Here is a 15,494-nt window from a genome sequence, read left to right as displayed (position 1 = left end):
ACAACAATGCAAGCGAGTGGCGATCAAAAACGCAATTTTCGGTCGCGCTCGATGGGGTATAAGGAAGCCATGTCGACGCTCGCCATCATCGCGCTCATTCTCGTCACCGTCGCGGCGATGGAGGGTGTCGCGTGGGCGAGCCACAAATATATCATGCACGGCTTCGGCTGGGCCTGGCATCGCGACCATCATGAACCGCACGACAAGATGCTGGAAAAGAACGACCTGTTCGCGCTTTTCGGCGCAGCAATGAGCATTTCGATGTTCGCGGCGGGCAGCCCGATGATCATGGGTGCCGCGGCGTGGGAGCCGGGGACGTGGATCGGGCTCGGCATTCTCCTGTACGGGATCATCTACACGCTCGTGCACGACGGGCTCGTCCACCAGCGCTATTTCCGCTGGGTGCCGCGACGCGGCTATGCGAAGCGGCTGGTGCAGGCGCACAAGCTCCACCATGCAACGATCGGCAAGGAGGGCGGGGTGAGCTTCGGCTTCGTCTTCGCGCGCGATCCGGCGAAACTGAAGGCCGAACTGAAGGCGCAGCGCGAAGCCGGGATCGCGGTAGTCCGCGAGGCGCTCGCCGACTAGGCCGTCCGGTAATCGGCGGTGATCACGCCCGCCGCCATCAATTCCGCCTCATGGCTTTCCTCGCGCCAGCTTTCGAGCAGTGCCTGCCGCTCCCATTCGACCATCGCCGGGTGCGTGAGCATATGGTCGACCCAAGCCTGTCCGCCGCCGACGTCGAGGCCGTAGGTGCGGATGCGGAAGGCGACCGGGGCGAAAAAGGCGTCGACCGCGGTAAAGCGGTCGCCTGCGAGGAAGGGGCCGCCGAACCGCGACAGGCCCTCCTCGAACAATTCGCGGATGCGCGCGATGTTGATCCGCAGCGCGCCCGACGGCGGCTTCGGGGTGACGCGGACGCCGACGTTCATCGTGCAATCGTTGCGTAGCGCCGCAAAGCCGCTGTGCATTTCCGCGGCCGCGCATTGCGCCCACGCGCGCGCATCGGGATCGGTCGGCCAGACGCCCTCATGCCGGTCGGCAAGGTAGAGCGCGATGCCGAGCGAGTCGTGGACCGTCCGCCCTTCGTCGAGCAGCACGGGGACCTGTCCGGTCGGCGAAAAGCTGCGGAATTCGTCATAGTTGATCGGGTTGGTGAAGGGCTCGATATGATCCTCGAACGGAATATCGAGCGCCGCCATCAGCACCCACGGGCGCAGCGACCAGCTCGAATAATTGCGGTTGGCGGTGATCAGCACGTACATGCTTCGCGCTCCTGTGCGATGATGGGGGAGGTATAGTCGGGATCGTGTGCGAAGGGCAGCGGCGTGCCGTCGCGAAGCGCGGCGAGGACACTGCCGAAGTCGGTCGCGGCGCGCCAGCCGAAGCGCCGTTCGGCGCGTGACGGGTCATAGACGCGATCGATCGTCTCCGGGAGCTGCCAGCCTTGCGCGGCGTAAAGCTCGGCGGCGTGGGGATGGTGGCGCGCGATGACCGCGCGCGCATCGCGGGCAAGCTCCTCGGCCTCTTCGCGCGCGAACGGCGGCGGAGCCGAGAGGATGAAGGTGTCACAACCGATCTGCGGTGCGGCCTCAAGCGCAGCTAAATGCGCGGCGGCGGCATCCTCGACCGTCAAACGCCTGTTGAGCAGCTCGTTCGCCTTGAGGTTCGGGCCGCTCGGGACCGCGTGGGTGTCGTCGTCCTCGGGAAAGAAGCGCCCGGTGCGGAGGATCGCGACCGAAATCCCGTGCTCGCGGTGCACCAATTTGCAAGCCTGTTCGGCCGCAAGCTTCGTAATGCCATAGATGTTGCGTGGTTCTACGGGCGCAAAATCTTCATCCATCCACCACGCGCCCGCCGCGCCCGCGCCCTCGCGAACATCGGCGCGCACCATCAGCGAGGTGGTCGAGGTGAAGAGGAAGCGGTCGTTGCCCGCCGCGACCGCGGCTTCGATCAGGTTCAGCGTGCCGCTGATATTGACGTCGACAAAGGCCTGCCGCGGATAGCGGGCGATGTCGGGCTTGTGCAGCGCGCCGCCGTGGATGATCGCTTCGATGCCATGCTCGCCCATCGTCCGCTCGACCAGCGCACGGTCGGCGACGGTCCCGATCACCTGCGTATGCCCGCCGGGTACGACATCGATTCCGGTGACTTCGTGCCCATTCCGAGCGAGCAAAGGAGCGAGATAGCGCCCGAGCCAGCCCGACGATCCGGTCAGCAGCACGCGCATAACTGATTCTCCTCTCGCTCCGCGTGCGCGCCTGATACACAGGCGACGGAGCGGGCTGCAAGCGCCGTTACTTTTTCAAGGTCACGGTTGTCGGGCCAGGTCCGGCCGCGCCGCCGGTCACCGGAGGCAGTTCGCTGAGGTCGAGCCAGCGGGCGTCTTCGCGCTTGTGATAGCTGTCGATTGCGGCGAACGGGATGCGGAAGGGAAATCCCCAGTCGCTGTTCCACAGTGCCACGACCCCCGTCCGCGTCGCCGGTTCGAAAATCATCGTCGCACGGTAGCCCGACACCGCGCCCGAGTGGCCCGCAAGCCGGTGACCGCCATAGGTGAAGTTCCGCCAGCCAAGGGCATAGGACGCGTCCCTGTTCGCCTGCCGCAGCGCGCTGCCGTAAAGCGGTTCGGTGCGAACGCGGGGTTGATGCGCAAGTTGCAATACGGGTTCGGGCAGCACGTCGGGGCGGTTACCCATCATCGCCTGCATCCAGGTGGCGAAATCGACGATATCGCTTTCGACGCCGGCGGCGGCGGGAACGCGCCAATAGGCTTTCTTGACCGGGCGGACCTGCGTGCCGCGGTGCGGCTTGGCCCAATCCCTGGCGCCGGTCAGCCGTTCCATCCCGTAACCCGCGCTGACCATGCCAAGCGGGCGGAAAAACCGGTCCTCGACCGCATCGGCGAAAGGCTCGTTCGCCGCGCGCGCCAATATCTCGCTCGCCGCATCGAAGGCGATGTTCTGATAGGTGTGGCAGGTCCCGGGCTCGCATTGCAGCGGTGCCGCGGCAAGGCTCGCGCGCAGGAGCTGGGGGCTCTGTCCTTCCTCCAGCTTCTCGTCATAGGCATTTTTGGTGAGGCCGGTGCGCTGCGCGAGCACGTCTTCCAGCGTGACCCGTTCCTCGGCACCGCCGGGCAGGCGCAACGAGGTGCGCCACGCGGCGACCGGACGGGTCAGGTCGACCGCACCATCCTTGGCCAGCGCGGCGGCGAGGGCGCCGGTCGCGGTCTTGGAAACCGAGGCCCAGCGGAACAGCGTATGCGGTGTGACCGGCGCGCCGGTCGATGCGTCGGCGACGCCATAGGTGCGGACGAAGCGCAATTCGCCATCCTCGACCACCGCGACCGCCAATCCCGCCATTTCGGGCCGCCGCGCAAGGGCTGACAATTGCTGGTCGAGCGCGCGATAGTCGATCCGGCCGCGCCATTCGGCGGGTGTGTCGGGCAGGTTTTCTGGGGCCTTGATCGGGATCGGAACGCTTGCAAGGGGATGGCTGCCGCCAAAGGCGTGAATGCCGAACCAGCCCATCGAAGCCAGCGCGGCGACCGCGATCAGAAGGATAAAAACGCGCTTCATGGACTCGTGACTTGGATGGCGACCCTGTGTTTTGCGGTTGTCTTAGCCGCGACCGCCTCCGCCGTCACCCCCGGAGCGGTTCAGGGGGCAAGATGGCGCCAGGCCTTGAAGGTCCCCACAGCATAAACCGCGCCGTAGAAAAAGACGATCAGCGAAGACCAGATCGCGAAACTGTCGCTGTGCTGCGGTCGCCACAAATGGAGAGGTACGAAAAGAAGGCCGCGCAGCAGGTAGATGGCGGTGATCACGACCAGTCCTGTCCGCAGCAGCGGCAGGCGCGGGAGCGAACCGGCGCCCGAAAAGGCATAGGCTGCCCAGATCAGCAGGACCGCGCCGATCGCGAGCGTGATCAGCGTTGGCCGCAGCTCGCCGCGCGCGGCGGCGCGCGCCATGCCCTCGCCGGCGCCGAAGAAGCGGTACCAGTCGGGACCACCGAAGATGCACGCGATGTGAAGCAGCGCCGCCGCCACCGACAGCCACCCGCCGACGATCAGCCAGATGGAGCCGGGGTTAGCCGCAACGTCAGGCAATATAGCGCGCCGTCGTCTTTTCGGCGACTTCCTCGGCCGTCACGCCGGGTGCGAGTTCGATCAGCTTGAACGGGCTGTCGTGATCGTCGCGCCGGAACACCGCGAGGTCGGTGATGATCATGTCGACGACATTCTTGCCGGTCAGCGGCAGCGTGCATTCGGGGATGAACTTCGGGCTGCCGTCCTTGGCATTATGTTCCATCACGACGATGATCTTCTTGACCCCGGCGACGAGATCCATCGCGCCGCCCATGCCCTTGATCATCTTGCCCGGGATCATCCAGTTGGCGATGTCGCCATTCTCGGCAATCTCCATCGCGCCGAGCACGGTGAGGTCGATGTGCCCGCCGCGGATCATCGCGAAGCTGTCCGACGAACTGAAATAGGCCGACTGCGGCAATTCGCTGATCGTCTGCTTGCCCGCGTTGATCAGGTCGGGGTCTTCTTCGCCCTCATAGGGAAAGGGACCGATGCCGAGCATGCCATTCTCCGACTGGAGCGTAACCGTCATCCCGGCGGGGATATGGTTCGCGACGAGCGTCGGGATGCCGATGCCGAGGTTGACGTAATAGCCGTCCTGCAGTTCCTTCGCGGCGCGCGCCGCCATGTCATCACGCGTCCAGGCCATTATTTCGGCTCCCATTGCTTGTCGGAGGGGAATACGTCGCCCCGGCCCAGTTTTTCCCACGGGCCGTAGACGGGGTTGGGGAAAAGGAACCAGCCCTTGTCCCAGAGTGCGGTGGCGCCCGCGGTCGTGGCAAGCGCCATGCGCTGCGCGGCGGGCAAATCCCTGACGTTGAACTGCTGGCTGAAATCGCCGAGTTGGTCGCCGCCGAGGATGATCACACAGTAACGCGATGCGATCGCCGCGCGGCGCCCGTCCTTGCTCGATCCGCCGGCGTCGTCGCCCATCAGGAAGAGCGTCTCGCCATGCTTGAACTCGCCAAGGCCCGCGGCGCGGAGCGTGTCCTCGCTGCCCTTGGCGTTGGCGGTGCTACGGTTGGTGTTTGCGATGACGGTGACCCCCGCGGCGCGCAGGGCGTTCACCATCTCGACCGTGCCGGGCATGGCGACGGCCTTGCCTGCGCCAGTCTTTTCCCACTGATCCCAGATCTTGGGATCGAAGGGGGTGCCCTTTTCGGCGAAGTAGCGCATCGGGCCGAGGTTCCAGATGAGCGTTTCGTCGGCGTCGAACACAGCGGCGAAGGGCTTGTTGCCGCACGGCTCGAAGGCCGGCGCTTCCATCGTCGCGCCCGCGGCCAGGACGACGCTGTCCTTCGGACGCTGCTTGATCCGCCATACGCCATAGTCGGCGATCCGCGCATTGGTGGCGCGCACCGCGACCGCGGCCTCGGGCGATCCGTAAAGATATTGCAGCGCCACGGGTGGCTTGGCGGCTTCGGCGGGCGGCGGAGTTGGTGCCGTCGCCACCTCGGTCGGCGTGCTTGCGCACCCTGCAAGGAGCAGCGCCGCACTAACGGCGAGGCTGCGCATCACGCGGCCTCGCGCGGACGCGTCGTGCGGAATTCAATCTTCTTGTCATATGGCGCGCCGAGGACAAGGCGCTTCACATAGATGCCGGGGAGGTGGATGCTGTCGGGGTCGAGGCTGCCGACGGGGACGATTTCTTCGACCTCGGCGACGCAGATCTTCGCCGCGGTCGCCATCGGCTGGTTGAAGTTGCGCGCGGTCTTGCGGAAGATGAGATTGCCGCTCTCGTCGGCCTTCCACCCCTTGATGATTGCGAGGTCGGCGAAGATGCCGCGTTCGAGGATATAGTCCTGCCCGTCGAAATTCTTCACTTCCTTGCCCTCGGCGACGAGCGTGCCGACGCCGGTCTTGGTATAGAAGCCGGGGATGCCCGCGCCGCCGGCGCGGCAGCGCTCGGCGAGCGTGCCCTGCGGGCAGAATTCGACCTCGAGCTCGCCCGCAAGATATTGCCGCTCGAACTCCTTGTTCTCGCCCACATAGGAGGAGATCATCTTCTTGACCTGCTTCGTGCGGAGCAGCTTGCCGAGCCCTTCGCCGTCGATCCCGGCGTTGTTGCTGGCGATCGTCAAGTCCTTAGTGCCAGCGTCGCGGATCGCGTCGATCAGCCGCTCGGGGATACCACAAAGGCCAAAACCGCCTGCGCAAATCTGCATGCCGTCAAACAGCAGGCCTTCGAGGGCGGCGGCGGCGTCGGGATATTGCTTCTTCCCCATGGGACGGCTCTCCTGAATGGTTTCGCGCGCAACATTGGCGCATTTGATCCATCAATTCTAATTGTTCGATTTTTGGATTATACATAAACAATGTCTATCAATCGCGTCTCGCTCTATCATCTCGAAACATTGCTGTGGATCGACCGGCTTGGCACCTTTTCGGCGGCGGCCGAGCGGCTGAACACCACCCAGCCAACGGTGTCGGCGCGAATGCGCGAGCTCGAACAAAGATTGGGGACAGCGCTGTTCCGGCGCGAGGGACGCGCGATGTCGCTGACCGCGGCGGGGCGCAAGCTGGTGCGCGACTGCGATCCGCTGCTGCGCGACATGCAATATGCGCTGCTCGGCAGCGGCGGCTATGGCGAGGCGAGCGGCGTGGTGCGGATCGGTGCCGGCGAGATTGCGGCGGCGAGTTGCCTTCCCGCCTTCGTCGCGGGACTCAAGGCCGACATGCCCAATGTCGGACTCGAAATCGAAATCGACCTGACCGCGAACCTGATCCAGCAGCTTCTGACCGGGCGCACCGACATGGCCTTTGCAGCGGGGCCGATCGCGCATCCGGCGCTGAAGACCTGCCCGATCGGCGAGGTCGAGCTGGTGTGGCTCGCGAGCCCCGCCATCGCCTCAGCCTTCGCCGGTGGCGAAGCGATGCTGCCCGTCTGGTCTCTCGCGAGCCATTCGCCGATTCACGGGCGGATGCGCGACGCGATCCAGGCATCGCGGATCGCGCAGAAATCGCTCAATCTCTGCAACAATGCGCGGACGATGATCGACATTGCGAAGGCGGGCGGCGGGATCGGCATTTTCCCGCGCCCGATGGTCCGCAGCGAAGTGGCGGGTGGCGCGCTCGTCGAAATGGCGGAAATGCCGGCGCTTGCGCCGGTCGAATTTCACGTTGCGATGCGGGTCGCGGATACCGAGCCGGTTCTCGCCGAAATATTTGCCCGCGCCGCGCGCCTCAACATCGCCGAAGCGTCAGGGTAGGGGCATCTCCAGCGCCGCCGACAGGTCGGCGAGCGCCTGCTCTCCGCTCGTGACCTTGATCGCGTGCATCCCGAGCTGGCTCGCGGGTTTGCAGTTGATCCCGAGGTCGTCGAGATAGATGCACTCGGCGGGTTCGACGCCCAGTTTCTCGCACATCATCAGATAGATGCGCGGATCGGGCTTGCGTACGCCCGCCTTGCTCGATTCGATCACATGCGCGAAGCGCGCCATAATGTCGGCGACCTCGATCGCGGCTTCCTCGCTGCGCGTCATGCCCGCGCCGCGAACGCCCATCTTGCCGCCGGGGACATTGTTCGTGATGCAGGCGATAGTGAAGCCGCGTGCCTTCAGCGTATCTAGCGCCACGACCATTGCCGGACGCACCGCCCCTGCGATGACCGCAAGGACGGCTTCGCCCTCCAGCTCATGCCCCAGCGCGCGGGCTTCTTCGGCGAACAGTGCATCGAACGCGGCGGCATCGATCTCGGCGCGCTCGAACTTCGCCCAGGCGTTGCCGTCGGGGTTGGCGGCGTTGACGCGGCGGACGAAATCGCGCGGCAGCCCGCGCTCTTCCTCAAGGCGATTGAAGGCTTCGAACGGCGAGGCGGTGATGACGCCGCCGAAGTCGAAAATAACGGTCGTGTAAGTCATGCGAGAGAGAGCAACCTTATTTCTTGGCGGGAGTGGCAATGCGATTGCCCGACCAGCTTGCGTCGTCGATGGTGAGGTCGAGCCGGCCGGGCGAACGAACCGTGTCGAGCAGGAAGACCGACGGGCCGCTCGCGGCGAGGATCGCGTCCATCGCTTGCTCAAGCGCGATGGTGACGGTCGGGATGCGCGGATAGTCCGATTTGATCTCAACCCTGTTCGGGCCGGTGCGGGTCACGGTGATCGTCACATTGTCGCGCGACGATCCGCGCGCATCGGACGCGACCGCACCCTTGTAGGTGCCGGCAACGCGATCGGCGAGGTCGGCCTTGTGTGCGGGTGCGGCTTTCGGCGGTTCGGCAAACGCCGCTCCGGCTAGAAGCGAAAAGGCGAGCGAGGTGGCGACAACAAGGCTACGTAGCATGGTCGGTCCTTTCGTCCTGCGGCGATGAAAGGGACTGCTCCCACGCGACCCTCATGGGACGACGACGATTCCCTTTTTGGGGTCGGCCTGTCCCGAGAGCATCTCCCGATAGGCAGCGAGCGCCGCATCGCCGCCGCGGCGCTTATCGACCGAAGCCAGCCGCGGCGCAATGTCCATGAAGGCGAGCCAGGCTTCGGCGATTTTCTGCCCGAACGCGGGGCCGCCCCAGTCGGCGATGCGCTTCTGGCTGCGGCCCGGCGCGAAAAAGCCCTGCCGTTCGGGGCCGGGGAGCCCCTCGCCATCGGTCTGCGCGTCCCAGTGCGACTTGCCGACGATGATCGACGCTTTGAGATTGTTTCCGAAATGGCTGTGTACCACGCGCGTCACAGCGCCATTGCCCGCCATGTCGACCAGCGCCGCGGGGGTGGCCGCGTTGAGCGTCATGATCTGGTCATAGCTGATCACGCGGTCGTAGATGCCTTGTGCGGCGAGCGCGTCGACATTGGCGGCGCTGGTCAGACCCACGGTTTCGGGGCGCGGTTCGGGCCGCTGCCTGATGGAGAAGCCAAGGCCGATCGCGGTCTTGCTCGACGCGCTCGCGATCAGGATTTGCTGGACGCCATAATCGCCCTCATCCTCGAACTGGTCGGCGATCAGCCAGCCGGTAAGGAACAGCGGGCGGAAGACCGGCCAATAATCATGGTCGGCGGCGCGATAATCGGGCAGCGCCTCGATCCGCTGATAATTGTTATAGATGGGGGGAAGGGTGGTGCGGCGCGGCGTCACATCGGTGAACCCGCCCGGACCGGCCTTGCCGACGGTGAGCACCGCATCGCTCGCCATCGGATAATAGCCATAGAAGCGCTCGCCGACCGCGGTACCCTCGGCGGTGCTTTCGGTCACCGTCGCAAAGCCCCAGACGGGGAGGCGGCCGGGGGTGTCTCGCTCGGCGAAGAAATCCCAATAGCCCTGATCGTTGCCAAAGAGGCCCGCCGGTTTACCGAACACCGCGTAAGTGATGTTGTTCGCGGTCATCGCATAGCTGTCGAGGTGGACGCGGACCTGTCCCGGTGTCAGCGGGGTGTCGGGCTCGCCGACCAATTTAGCTTGCGTGATATCGTCGCGATCGATGTCGATCGCCCAGCTTGCTGCGCTCATGTCCGGACCCCTCCGATGGACTTGCCCGCGAATGCGGGATGATCGATAGTCATACAGATGGCGAAGCCCCTGACAATCGCGGTCAAACGCATTCATGAACCGGCCGGTCCCGATGACGGCGCGCGCTTCCTCGTCGACCGGCTGTGGCCGCGCGGTGTGTCGAAGGAGAAGGCGGCGCTCGCGGCATGGCTCAAGCCGCTGTCGCCGAGCGACGGGCTGCGCAAGCGTTTCCACGGCGAAACCGCCGATTCGGACGAAGCATGGGATGAATTCCGGCTCGACTATTTCGCCGAACTCGATGCGGGCGGCGAAGAGGTAAAAGCGGCGCTTTTCGCCCTCGACGCGGCGGAAACGGCGGGGCCGGTGACCTTGCTCTATGCCGCGAAGAGCGAGGAGCGGAACAACGCCGTCGCGCTCCGCGAGTGGCTGGAGCGGCGCTAGCCCAGCGTTGTTCCGAGCAGCGATCCGATCGCGATCGTCGCTGCCATGGCAAACGCTCCCCAGAAGGTCACGCGGATGACCGGCCGCAGCATCGGAGCATTGCCCGCCCGCGCCCCGAGGGCGCCGAGGATTGCGAGAAAAACCAGCGATGCGGCGGAGACCGTGAGCGGCAGCGAGTCGCCCCGATCGACCAGCACCGTCCCCAGCGGCAAGGCGGCGCCGATCGCGAAGCTCGCCGCCGAAGCCGCCGCCGCCTGAACCGGTCGCGCCGCCATCGTATCGGTCATGCCCAGCTCGTCGCGCAAATGGGTGTCGAGCGCGTTGTGCGCGGTGAGCTCTGCCGCGACCTGTTCGGCCAGCGCGCGGCTGAGCCCGCGCTCCTCGTAGATCAGCGTCAGCTCCTCAAGCTCATATTCGGGATCGGCGGCGAGATGGCGTTTTTCCAGCTCGATGTCCGATTTTTCGGCGTCGCCTTGTGAGCTCACCGACACATATTCGCCCGCCGCCATCGACATCGCGCCCGCGACGAGCCCCGCGGTGCCAGTGACGAGGATCGACGACTGGGTCGCTCCTGCTGCCGCAACGCCCGCGATCAGGCTCGCGGTCGATACGATCCCGTCGTTGGCGCCGAGGATTGCGGCGCGCAACCATCCGATCCGCGTGACGGCGTGGGTTTCGGCGTGCATGAAATTTACGTCTCCGGCCCCTAATATTGCAGTTGCAGTCCGGGCCGGGCCCAACGTGTCTTGACCAGCCGCCCGGTACCCGACAGCGTCAGATAGGCATCCTGCCGGTCGGGTCCGCCGAAGGCAATATTGGTGGTGAAGATATCGTCGGTCGCGACGAATTCGACCAGTTCGCCCTGCGGCGACACGACGCTGATCCCGCATTCGCCGATCGTCGCGACGCAGATATTGCCGTTCGCCTCCATCGCGAGGCTGTCGAAGAACTTGTAGCCCGCGGGGCGATAGAGCGGGATGCCGGGGCCGCCCGGGCCCGCGCTGTCGTCGACCTTGCCCGGCGCGACGATGTTGAACTGGGTCAGGCGGCAGGTATAGGTTTCGGCGGCATAAAGCTTGGTCCCGTCGGGCGAGATGCCGATGCCGTTGGGATTGTAGCTCGGGAAGATCACTTCCTCGATAAAGCTACCGTCGGCTTTCGCGTAAAAAATGCCGACAATGTCGTGCACGCGCTTCGCATAGTCGACCTTGCCATGGTCGGTGAACCAGAAGCCACCATGCGCGTCGAACATGATGTCATTGGGCCCGCGCAGGGTGACGCCATGGTCGCCCGTCTTGTATAGGATCTCGACCTCGCCGGTTTCGATGTCGATGCGCTCGATCCGCCCGCCGGAATAATCGTCGGCGATGCCGTGCGGCGCAAGATAGCCGTTCGATTCGACATAGTTGAAGCCGCCGTTGTTGCAGCAATAGAGCTTGCCGTCGGGACCGATCGCAAGGCCGTTGGGGCCGCCGCCGGGGGTCGCGACGACCTCTTTCCTGCCGCCGGGCCAGCAGCGCGTGATGCGTTTCGCCTCGATCTCGACGACGATGATACTGCCGTCGTCCATCACGACCGGCGCCTCGGGAAAGCGCAATCCGTCGGCGATCAGTTCAAACTCGGCCATAGCCTCTCCCTTGCTCTTGCGTGCGTCCTATGCTTTGCGGCCATCATGCCCGTTCGCACGCTCTTCGCCACAAATTTCTACGAGGCCGATATCGGCACGCCCGACCTGCTCGAAGAGCTGGAGGAAAGCAGCCGCCTGTTCGCCGAAGAGGACGGCGCGGGACGGCGCTGGAGCCGCGAGCATGGCTACAAGGGCTACACCAGCTATGCGAGCCTTGGAGATCTGCCCGAGCGCGACCCGGCGTTCCACGATCTGAAGCGTCTTCTCGACAAGGAAGTGAAGGCGTTCGCCAAGGCCTGCCATTTCGACCTTGCGAAACCGCTGAAACTCGACAGCCTGTGGGTCAATATTCTGAAACCCGGCGGGACGCATAGCGGGCATATCCATCCGCACAGCATCGTGTCGGGGACTTTCTATGTTGCGGTTCCGCCGGGATCGGGCGCGCTCAAGCTCGAGGACCCGCGCCTCGCGATGCTGATGGCGGCCCCTGGGCGCACCGACGACGCGCCCGCGCATCTGCATCCCTTCATTTACGCCGAGCCTGCTGCGGGCCGCATCTTCCTGTGGGAAAGCTGGCTGCGCCACGAAGTGATGCCGCACAGCGGCAAGGGCGAACGCATCAGCATCAGCTTTAACTATCGCTGAGCCGGTCCTATATCGCCGCCATCCCCCACCTCCTTGGCAAAGGACCTCTCATGACCGCGACCTACGACGCCGACCTCCAGCTCTTCATCAACGGTGCCTGGCGGAGCGGCGAGGGGCGCGACGAGCGGCCGGTTTATAACCCCGCGACCGCGGGGACGATCGCCGAACTGCCCGTCGCGACCGCGGCCGATCTCGACGAGGCGCTCGCCGCGGCCGAACGCGGCTGGCCCGTCTGGCGCGCGAAGACGCCCGACGAGCGCGCGGCGCTGATGCACAAGGCCGCGGGGATCATCCGCGAGCGCGTCGAGCATATCGCGACGCTGCTCACGCTCGAACAGGGCAAGCCGATCGCTGAGGCGCGCGGCGAAGTGCTGTCGGCGGCGGGGCTGTTCGATTATTTCGCCGAGCAGGGCAAGCGCATCGAGGGCCGCGTGCTCCAGCGCCCGCTCGGCCAGCGCGCGATGGTCACCAAGCATCCGGTCGGCCCGGTCGCGGGCTTCAGCCCGTGGAACTTCCCGGTCAACCTGATGGTCAAGAAGATCGCCCCCGCGCTCGCCGCAGGCTGCGTCGTGATCGCCAAGGCACCCGAGGAAACGCCGGGCTGCACCAGCGCGATCATGCGCTGCATCGCCGATGCGGGTATCCCCGGCGATGTCGTCCAGCTCGTCTATGGCGACCCCGACCAGATCAGCCGCCATTTGCTCGCGAGCCCGGTTATCCGCAAGGTCAGCTTCACCGGCTCGACCGCGGTCGGCAAGCATCTGATGAAGCTCGCCGCGGACGGGGTGAAGCGGATCACGATGGAACTCGGCGGCCATGCGCCGGTGCTGGTGTTCGACGATTGCGACCTCGAGGCGACGCTCGACAAGGTCGTGTGGCAGAAATTCCGCAACGCCGGGCAAGTCTGCATCTCGCCGACGCGCTTCTATGTCCAGCAGGGCATTTACGACGCCTTTGTGAAGGGCTTTGCCGAGCGGACGGCGAAGGTGAAGATTGGTAGCGGGCTCGATGCCGACACGCAGATGGGCCCGCTCGCCAACGCGCGGCGCATTCCCGCATTGGAGGCGCTGGTCGCCGATGCGAAGGCCAAGGGCGCGCGTGTGATCGCGGGGGGCGAGGCGACCGGCGACGGTTATTTCTTCCAGCCGACCGCGATCGCCGATGTGCCGGTCGAGGCCGACGCGATGAACAACGAACCCTTCGGCCCGATGGCGCTGATCCGTCCGTTCGGGACCGAGGATGAGGCGCTCGAACAGGCGAACCGCTTGCCCTACGGCTTGGCCTCCTTCGCGTTCACGGAGAATGGCCGCCGCATCAACCGCATCGTCGACAGCATCGAAAGCGGCATGGTCGGGGTGAACAGCTTCGTCATCTCGGCGCTCGACGCGCCGTTCGGCGGGATCAAGGAATCGGGCTTCGGTAGCGAGAGCGGGCCCGAAGGGCTCGACGGCTATCTCGTCACCAAGGCGGTGCATATTTACTGAAGTTCAAGATGCTCCCCAACGCTTCGCGATCGGGAGGATCTTATTCAATCCCGCTCCAGCGCCACGAAATCGCGCGCCATCGGCGCGAGGTGCGCACCGCCGTCGACGAAGATCGTCTGCCCGGTGACTGCTTCCGCACGCGCAAGATAGATGACCGCGTCGGCGATCTGCGCCGGGGTCGGCAACGCGCCGAGCGGCATGAGTTTCGCCAGCCGCTCGACCTGCGCCGCCGAATAGTCGTCGGTCGCCAGCGTCAGCCCGGGTGCGACGGCATTGACGCGCGCGCGGTTCCCGAACGCGACGGCCAGCGTCGCCGTCGCCTGCCACAGCGCCGATTTCGACAAGCTATAGGCAATCTGGTCGGGCACCGGATGGACGACGCGCTGGTCGACGATATTGACGATCGCCGGGCGCCGGCCTTCGCTCGCGGCGACGAGGGTCTTGGCGAGCATCACCGGTGCATGATGATTGACCTGCATCATCTCGGCGAGGGACGCGGCCGACAGATCGGCCCATTCGCCCTCGGCAAAGAGCGCGGCATTGTTGACGAGCAGGTCGGGTGCCCGGCCGAACTTCTCGATTACCGCGGGGATCAGGGCGGCGACGGCGGCCGGATCGGCGAGGTCGGCGGCGAAGCGGTGACTGAGCGCGCCGGTTTCGGCGAGTGCATCGGCCAACACCGAATCGGCGTCGCCCGGGCTGCGCTTGTGGATCGCCAGCGCATAGCCTTCGCGCGCCAGCCGCGCCGAAATCGCGGCGCCGACGCGGTGGAGCCCGCCCGTGACGAGAGCGAGCTTTTGCGTCACTTGCGCACGCGCCGCATTGTGATGCCGATCTGTTCGCCTTCCTCGGCGATCGCGAGCTTGACGATCTTGACCTCGACTTCGTCGACCTTTTCGTCCTGCAGGAAAAGCGTGTCGATGATATGGTCGGCGACGCTTTCGATCAGCACGAAATGCACGTCCTTCGGAATGCCCTCGGTCGCCGCGAATTTCAGGTGCATATAATTTTTCGACGCGCTGAGCGGGGTGGTCGGATCATAATGATCGGCCATCGCCAGCTTCGCGCGCACCGAGATGCGCAACGGCTGCGGCAGGTGGGTTTCTTCGGAATAGATGCCGGTCAGCACGTCGACGGTCAGGCCGTCCACCTCCAGCCACAATGTATCGGTCACAAGAATTTCCTGTCCGTCGGGGGTTTGCAACCGCGCCCCCGGTCCCTAAAGCGCCGCCGCATTAGCGAAAGGGTACGCGTTGGTCGAGTTACTTCCATTGTCCGATATCGAACCGCAGGCGGTCGAGGATCTCCTCGACGCCGCTTTCGGGACGGATCGCTTTGGACGAACCGCCTACCGCATCCGCGCAGGCGTGGATGCGGTGCCGGCGCTGAGCTTCGCGCTCGTCGAGGATGGCGCGCTGGTCGGCACGATCCAGTGCTGGCCCGTCGCGCATCGCACGCCCGACGGTGCCGCGACGCCGCTCGTGATGGTGGGTCCCGTCGCGGTGCGTCCCGACCTCCAGCGCGGCGGGCACGGCCGTGCGTTGATGGCGCATATGCTCGAGGCGGCGGAAACGCAGGCGGACAGCGCGCTGATGATGATCGGCGATCCCGAATATTATGGGCGCTTTTTCGGTTTCGACGCCGATGCGACGGGAGCGTGGGATTTGCCGGGGCCGTATGAGAAACGGCGCTTGCTCGCGCGCGCGGTGAACGGGCACGCCCTGCCGACGGGCGCGGGGATGATCGGACCGCGCTGACCCCTTGCGGGGGT

20 protein-coding genes are annotated in these 15,494 nt (G+C 65.5%); 6 read left to right on the top strand and 14 right to left on the bottom strand.

Going from position 1 to position 15,494, the window contains the following annotated elements; all coding sequences use genetic code 11:
• Nucleotides 1–69: 69 nt before the first annotated feature.
• On the top strand, nucleotides 70–588 hold the full coding sequence (locus tag ACIPPQ_RS17715) for a sterol desaturase family protein (RefSeq protein ID WP_446545382.1): 519 nt from the start codon (nucleotides 70–72) through the stop codon (nucleotides 586–588).
• Here the strand turns inward: ACIPPQ_RS17715 and ACIPPQ_RS17710 are convergent.
• The 7 genes from ACIPPQ_RS17710 to ACIPPQ_RS17680 all read right to left on the bottom strand — a co-directional run bounded on the left by ACIPPQ_RS17710 (nucleotide 585) and on the right by ACIPPQ_RS17680 (nucleotide 6,312).
• Nucleotides 585–1,265 carry a glutathione S-transferase N-terminal domain-containing protein gene (locus tag ACIPPQ_RS17710; RefSeq protein WP_446545381.1) on the bottom strand — a complete coding sequence of 227 codons (681 nt, stop codon included), beginning with the start codon at nucleotides 1,263–1,265 and terminating at the stop codon, nucleotides 585–587. The two genes, ACIPPQ_RS17715 and ACIPPQ_RS17710, sit on opposite strands and share 4 nt — an antisense overlap.
• A complete protein-coding gene (locus ACIPPQ_RS17705) occupies nucleotides 1,253–2,230 on the bottom strand; it encodes an NAD-dependent epimerase/dehydratase family protein (RefSeq protein ID WP_446545380.1) in 978 nt (325 codons plus the stop codon). Before ACIPPQ_RS17705 ends, ACIPPQ_RS17710 begins: the two co-directional genes overlap by 13 nt.
• Nucleotides 2,231–2,297: 67 nt before the next feature.
• Nucleotides 2,298–3,578 (bottom strand): serine hydrolase domain-containing protein, encoded by a 1,281-nt coding sequence (locus ACIPPQ_RS17700; RefSeq protein WP_446545379.1) that lies wholly within the window; start codon nucleotides 3,576–3,578, stop codon nucleotides 2,298–2,300.
• Nucleotides 3,579–3,658: 80 nt separating this feature from the next.
• A complete protein-coding gene (locus tag ACIPPQ_RS17695) occupies nucleotides 3,659–4,108 on the bottom strand; it encodes a hypothetical protein (protein WP_446545378.1) in 450 nt (149 codons plus the stop codon).
• A complete protein-coding gene (locus ACIPPQ_RS17690; protein ID WP_446545377.1) occupies nucleotides 4,101–4,736 on the bottom strand; it encodes a CoA transferase subunit B in 636 nt (211 codons plus the stop codon). Before ACIPPQ_RS17690 ends, ACIPPQ_RS17695 begins: the two co-directional genes overlap by 8 nt.
• On the bottom strand, nucleotides 4,736–5,602 hold the full coding sequence (locus ACIPPQ_RS17685; RefSeq protein WP_446545376.1) for an HAD family acid phosphatase: 867 nt from the start codon (nucleotides 5,600–5,602) through the stop codon (nucleotides 4,736–4,738). Before ACIPPQ_RS17685 ends, ACIPPQ_RS17690 begins: the two co-directional genes overlap by 1 nt.
• Nucleotides 5,602–6,312, bottom strand: a complete 711-nt coding sequence (locus ACIPPQ_RS17680; RefSeq protein WP_446545375.1) for a CoA transferase subunit A — start codon at nucleotides 6,310–6,312, stop codon at nucleotides 5,602–5,604. Before ACIPPQ_RS17680 ends, ACIPPQ_RS17685 begins: the two co-directional genes overlap by 1 nt.
• Before the next feature lie 90 nt (nucleotides 6,313–6,402).
• Between ACIPPQ_RS17680 and ACIPPQ_RS17675 the strand changes: the two genes are divergently transcribed.
• Nucleotides 6,403–7,296: a LysR family transcriptional regulator gene (locus ACIPPQ_RS17675; RefSeq protein WP_446545374.1), complete on the top strand. Its 894-nt coding sequence runs from the start codon at nucleotides 6,403–6,405 to the stop codon at nucleotides 7,294–7,296.
• Here the strand turns inward: ACIPPQ_RS17675 and ACIPPQ_RS17670 are convergent.
• From ACIPPQ_RS17670 to ACIPPQ_RS17660, 3 genes are read right to left on the bottom strand one after another with little or no spacing between them, the layout of a single operon-like run.
• Nucleotides 7,288–7,947, bottom strand: a complete 660-nt coding sequence (locus tag ACIPPQ_RS17670; protein ID WP_446545373.1) for an HAD-IA family hydrolase — start codon at nucleotides 7,945–7,947, stop codon at nucleotides 7,288–7,290. The genes ACIPPQ_RS17675 and ACIPPQ_RS17670 overlap by 9 nt on opposite strands.
• A gap of 16 nt (nucleotides 7,948–7,963) precedes the next feature.
• Entirely contained in the window at nucleotides 7,964–8,368 is a 405-nt protein-coding gene (locus tag ACIPPQ_RS17665) for a hypothetical protein (protein WP_446545372.1), read from the bottom strand.
• Nucleotides 8,369–8,419: 51 nt separating this feature from the next.
• On the bottom strand, nucleotides 8,420–9,526 hold the full coding sequence (locus ACIPPQ_RS17660; RefSeq protein WP_446545371.1) for a DUF2855 family protein: 1,107 nt from the start codon (nucleotides 9,524–9,526) through the stop codon (nucleotides 8,420–8,422).
• A 57-nt stretch (nucleotides 9,527–9,583) separates the two neighbouring features.
• Between ACIPPQ_RS17660 and ACIPPQ_RS17655 the strand changes: the two genes are divergently transcribed.
• Entirely contained in the window at nucleotides 9,584–9,967 is a 384-nt protein-coding gene (locus tag ACIPPQ_RS17655) for a DUF488 domain-containing protein (protein ID WP_446545370.1), read from the top strand.
• Here ACIPPQ_RS17655 and ACIPPQ_RS17650 read toward each other — a convergent pair.
• Together ACIPPQ_RS17650 and ACIPPQ_RS17645 are read right to left on the bottom strand one after the other, a co-directional pair.
• A complete protein-coding gene (locus ACIPPQ_RS17650) occupies nucleotides 9,964–10,653 on the bottom strand; it encodes a VIT1/CCC1 transporter family protein (protein WP_446545369.1) in 690 nt (229 codons plus the stop codon). The two genes, ACIPPQ_RS17655 and ACIPPQ_RS17650, sit on opposite strands and share 4 nt — an antisense overlap.
• A gap of 20 nt (nucleotides 10,654–10,673) precedes the next feature.
• Nucleotides 10,674–11,594 (bottom strand): SMP-30/gluconolactonase/LRE family protein, encoded by a 921-nt coding sequence (locus ACIPPQ_RS17645; RefSeq protein WP_446545368.1) that lies wholly within the window; start codon nucleotides 11,592–11,594, stop codon nucleotides 10,674–10,676.
• 45 nt (nucleotides 11,595–11,639) lie between these two features.
• Here ACIPPQ_RS17645 and ACIPPQ_RS17640 point away from each other — a divergent pair, with 45 nt between their 5' ends.
• Nucleotides 11,640–12,239, top strand: a complete 600-nt coding sequence (locus ACIPPQ_RS17640; RefSeq protein ID WP_446545367.1) for a TIGR02466 family protein — start codon at nucleotides 11,640–11,642, stop codon at nucleotides 12,237–12,239.
• A gap of 50 nt (nucleotides 12,240–12,289) precedes the next feature.
• Nucleotides 12,290–13,723, top strand: a complete 1,434-nt coding sequence (locus ACIPPQ_RS17635; RefSeq protein WP_446545366.1) for an NAD-dependent succinate-semialdehyde dehydrogenase — start codon at nucleotides 12,290–12,292, stop codon at nucleotides 13,721–13,723.
• A gap of 44 nt (nucleotides 13,724–13,767) precedes the next feature.
• Here ACIPPQ_RS17635 and ACIPPQ_RS17630 read toward each other — a convergent pair whose 3' ends face one another.
• Together ACIPPQ_RS17630 and ACIPPQ_RS17625 are read right to left on the bottom strand one after the other, a co-directional pair.
• The gene (locus ACIPPQ_RS17630; protein WP_446545365.1) at nucleotides 13,768–14,529 is read right to left on the bottom strand and encodes an SDR family oxidoreductase; all 762 of its coding nucleotides are present in this window, start codon (nucleotides 14,527–14,529) and stop codon (nucleotides 13,768–13,770) included.
• Nucleotides 14,526–14,897, bottom strand: coding sequence for a dihydroneopterin aldolase (locus ACIPPQ_RS17625; protein ID WP_446545364.1), 372 nt, complete (start codon nucleotides 14,895–14,897; stop codon nucleotides 14,526–14,528). The genes ACIPPQ_RS17630 and ACIPPQ_RS17625 overlap by 4 nt, the downstream gene beginning before the upstream one ends.
• 79 nt (nucleotides 14,898–14,976) lie before the next feature.
• Between ACIPPQ_RS17625 and ACIPPQ_RS17620 the strand changes: the two genes are divergently transcribed.
• Nucleotides 14,977–15,480 (top strand): GNAT family N-acetyltransferase, encoded by a 504-nt coding sequence (locus ACIPPQ_RS17620; RefSeq protein WP_446545363.1) that lies wholly within the window; start codon nucleotides 14,977–14,979, stop codon nucleotides 15,478–15,480.
• Nucleotides 15,481–15,494: the final 14 nt, after the last annotated feature.

This window comes from Sphingopyxis sp. LARHCG72, from assembly GCF_052871675.1.
Note: the sequence above shows the minus strand (reverse complement) of the source record. Positions and strands in the feature narration are given on the sequence as shown.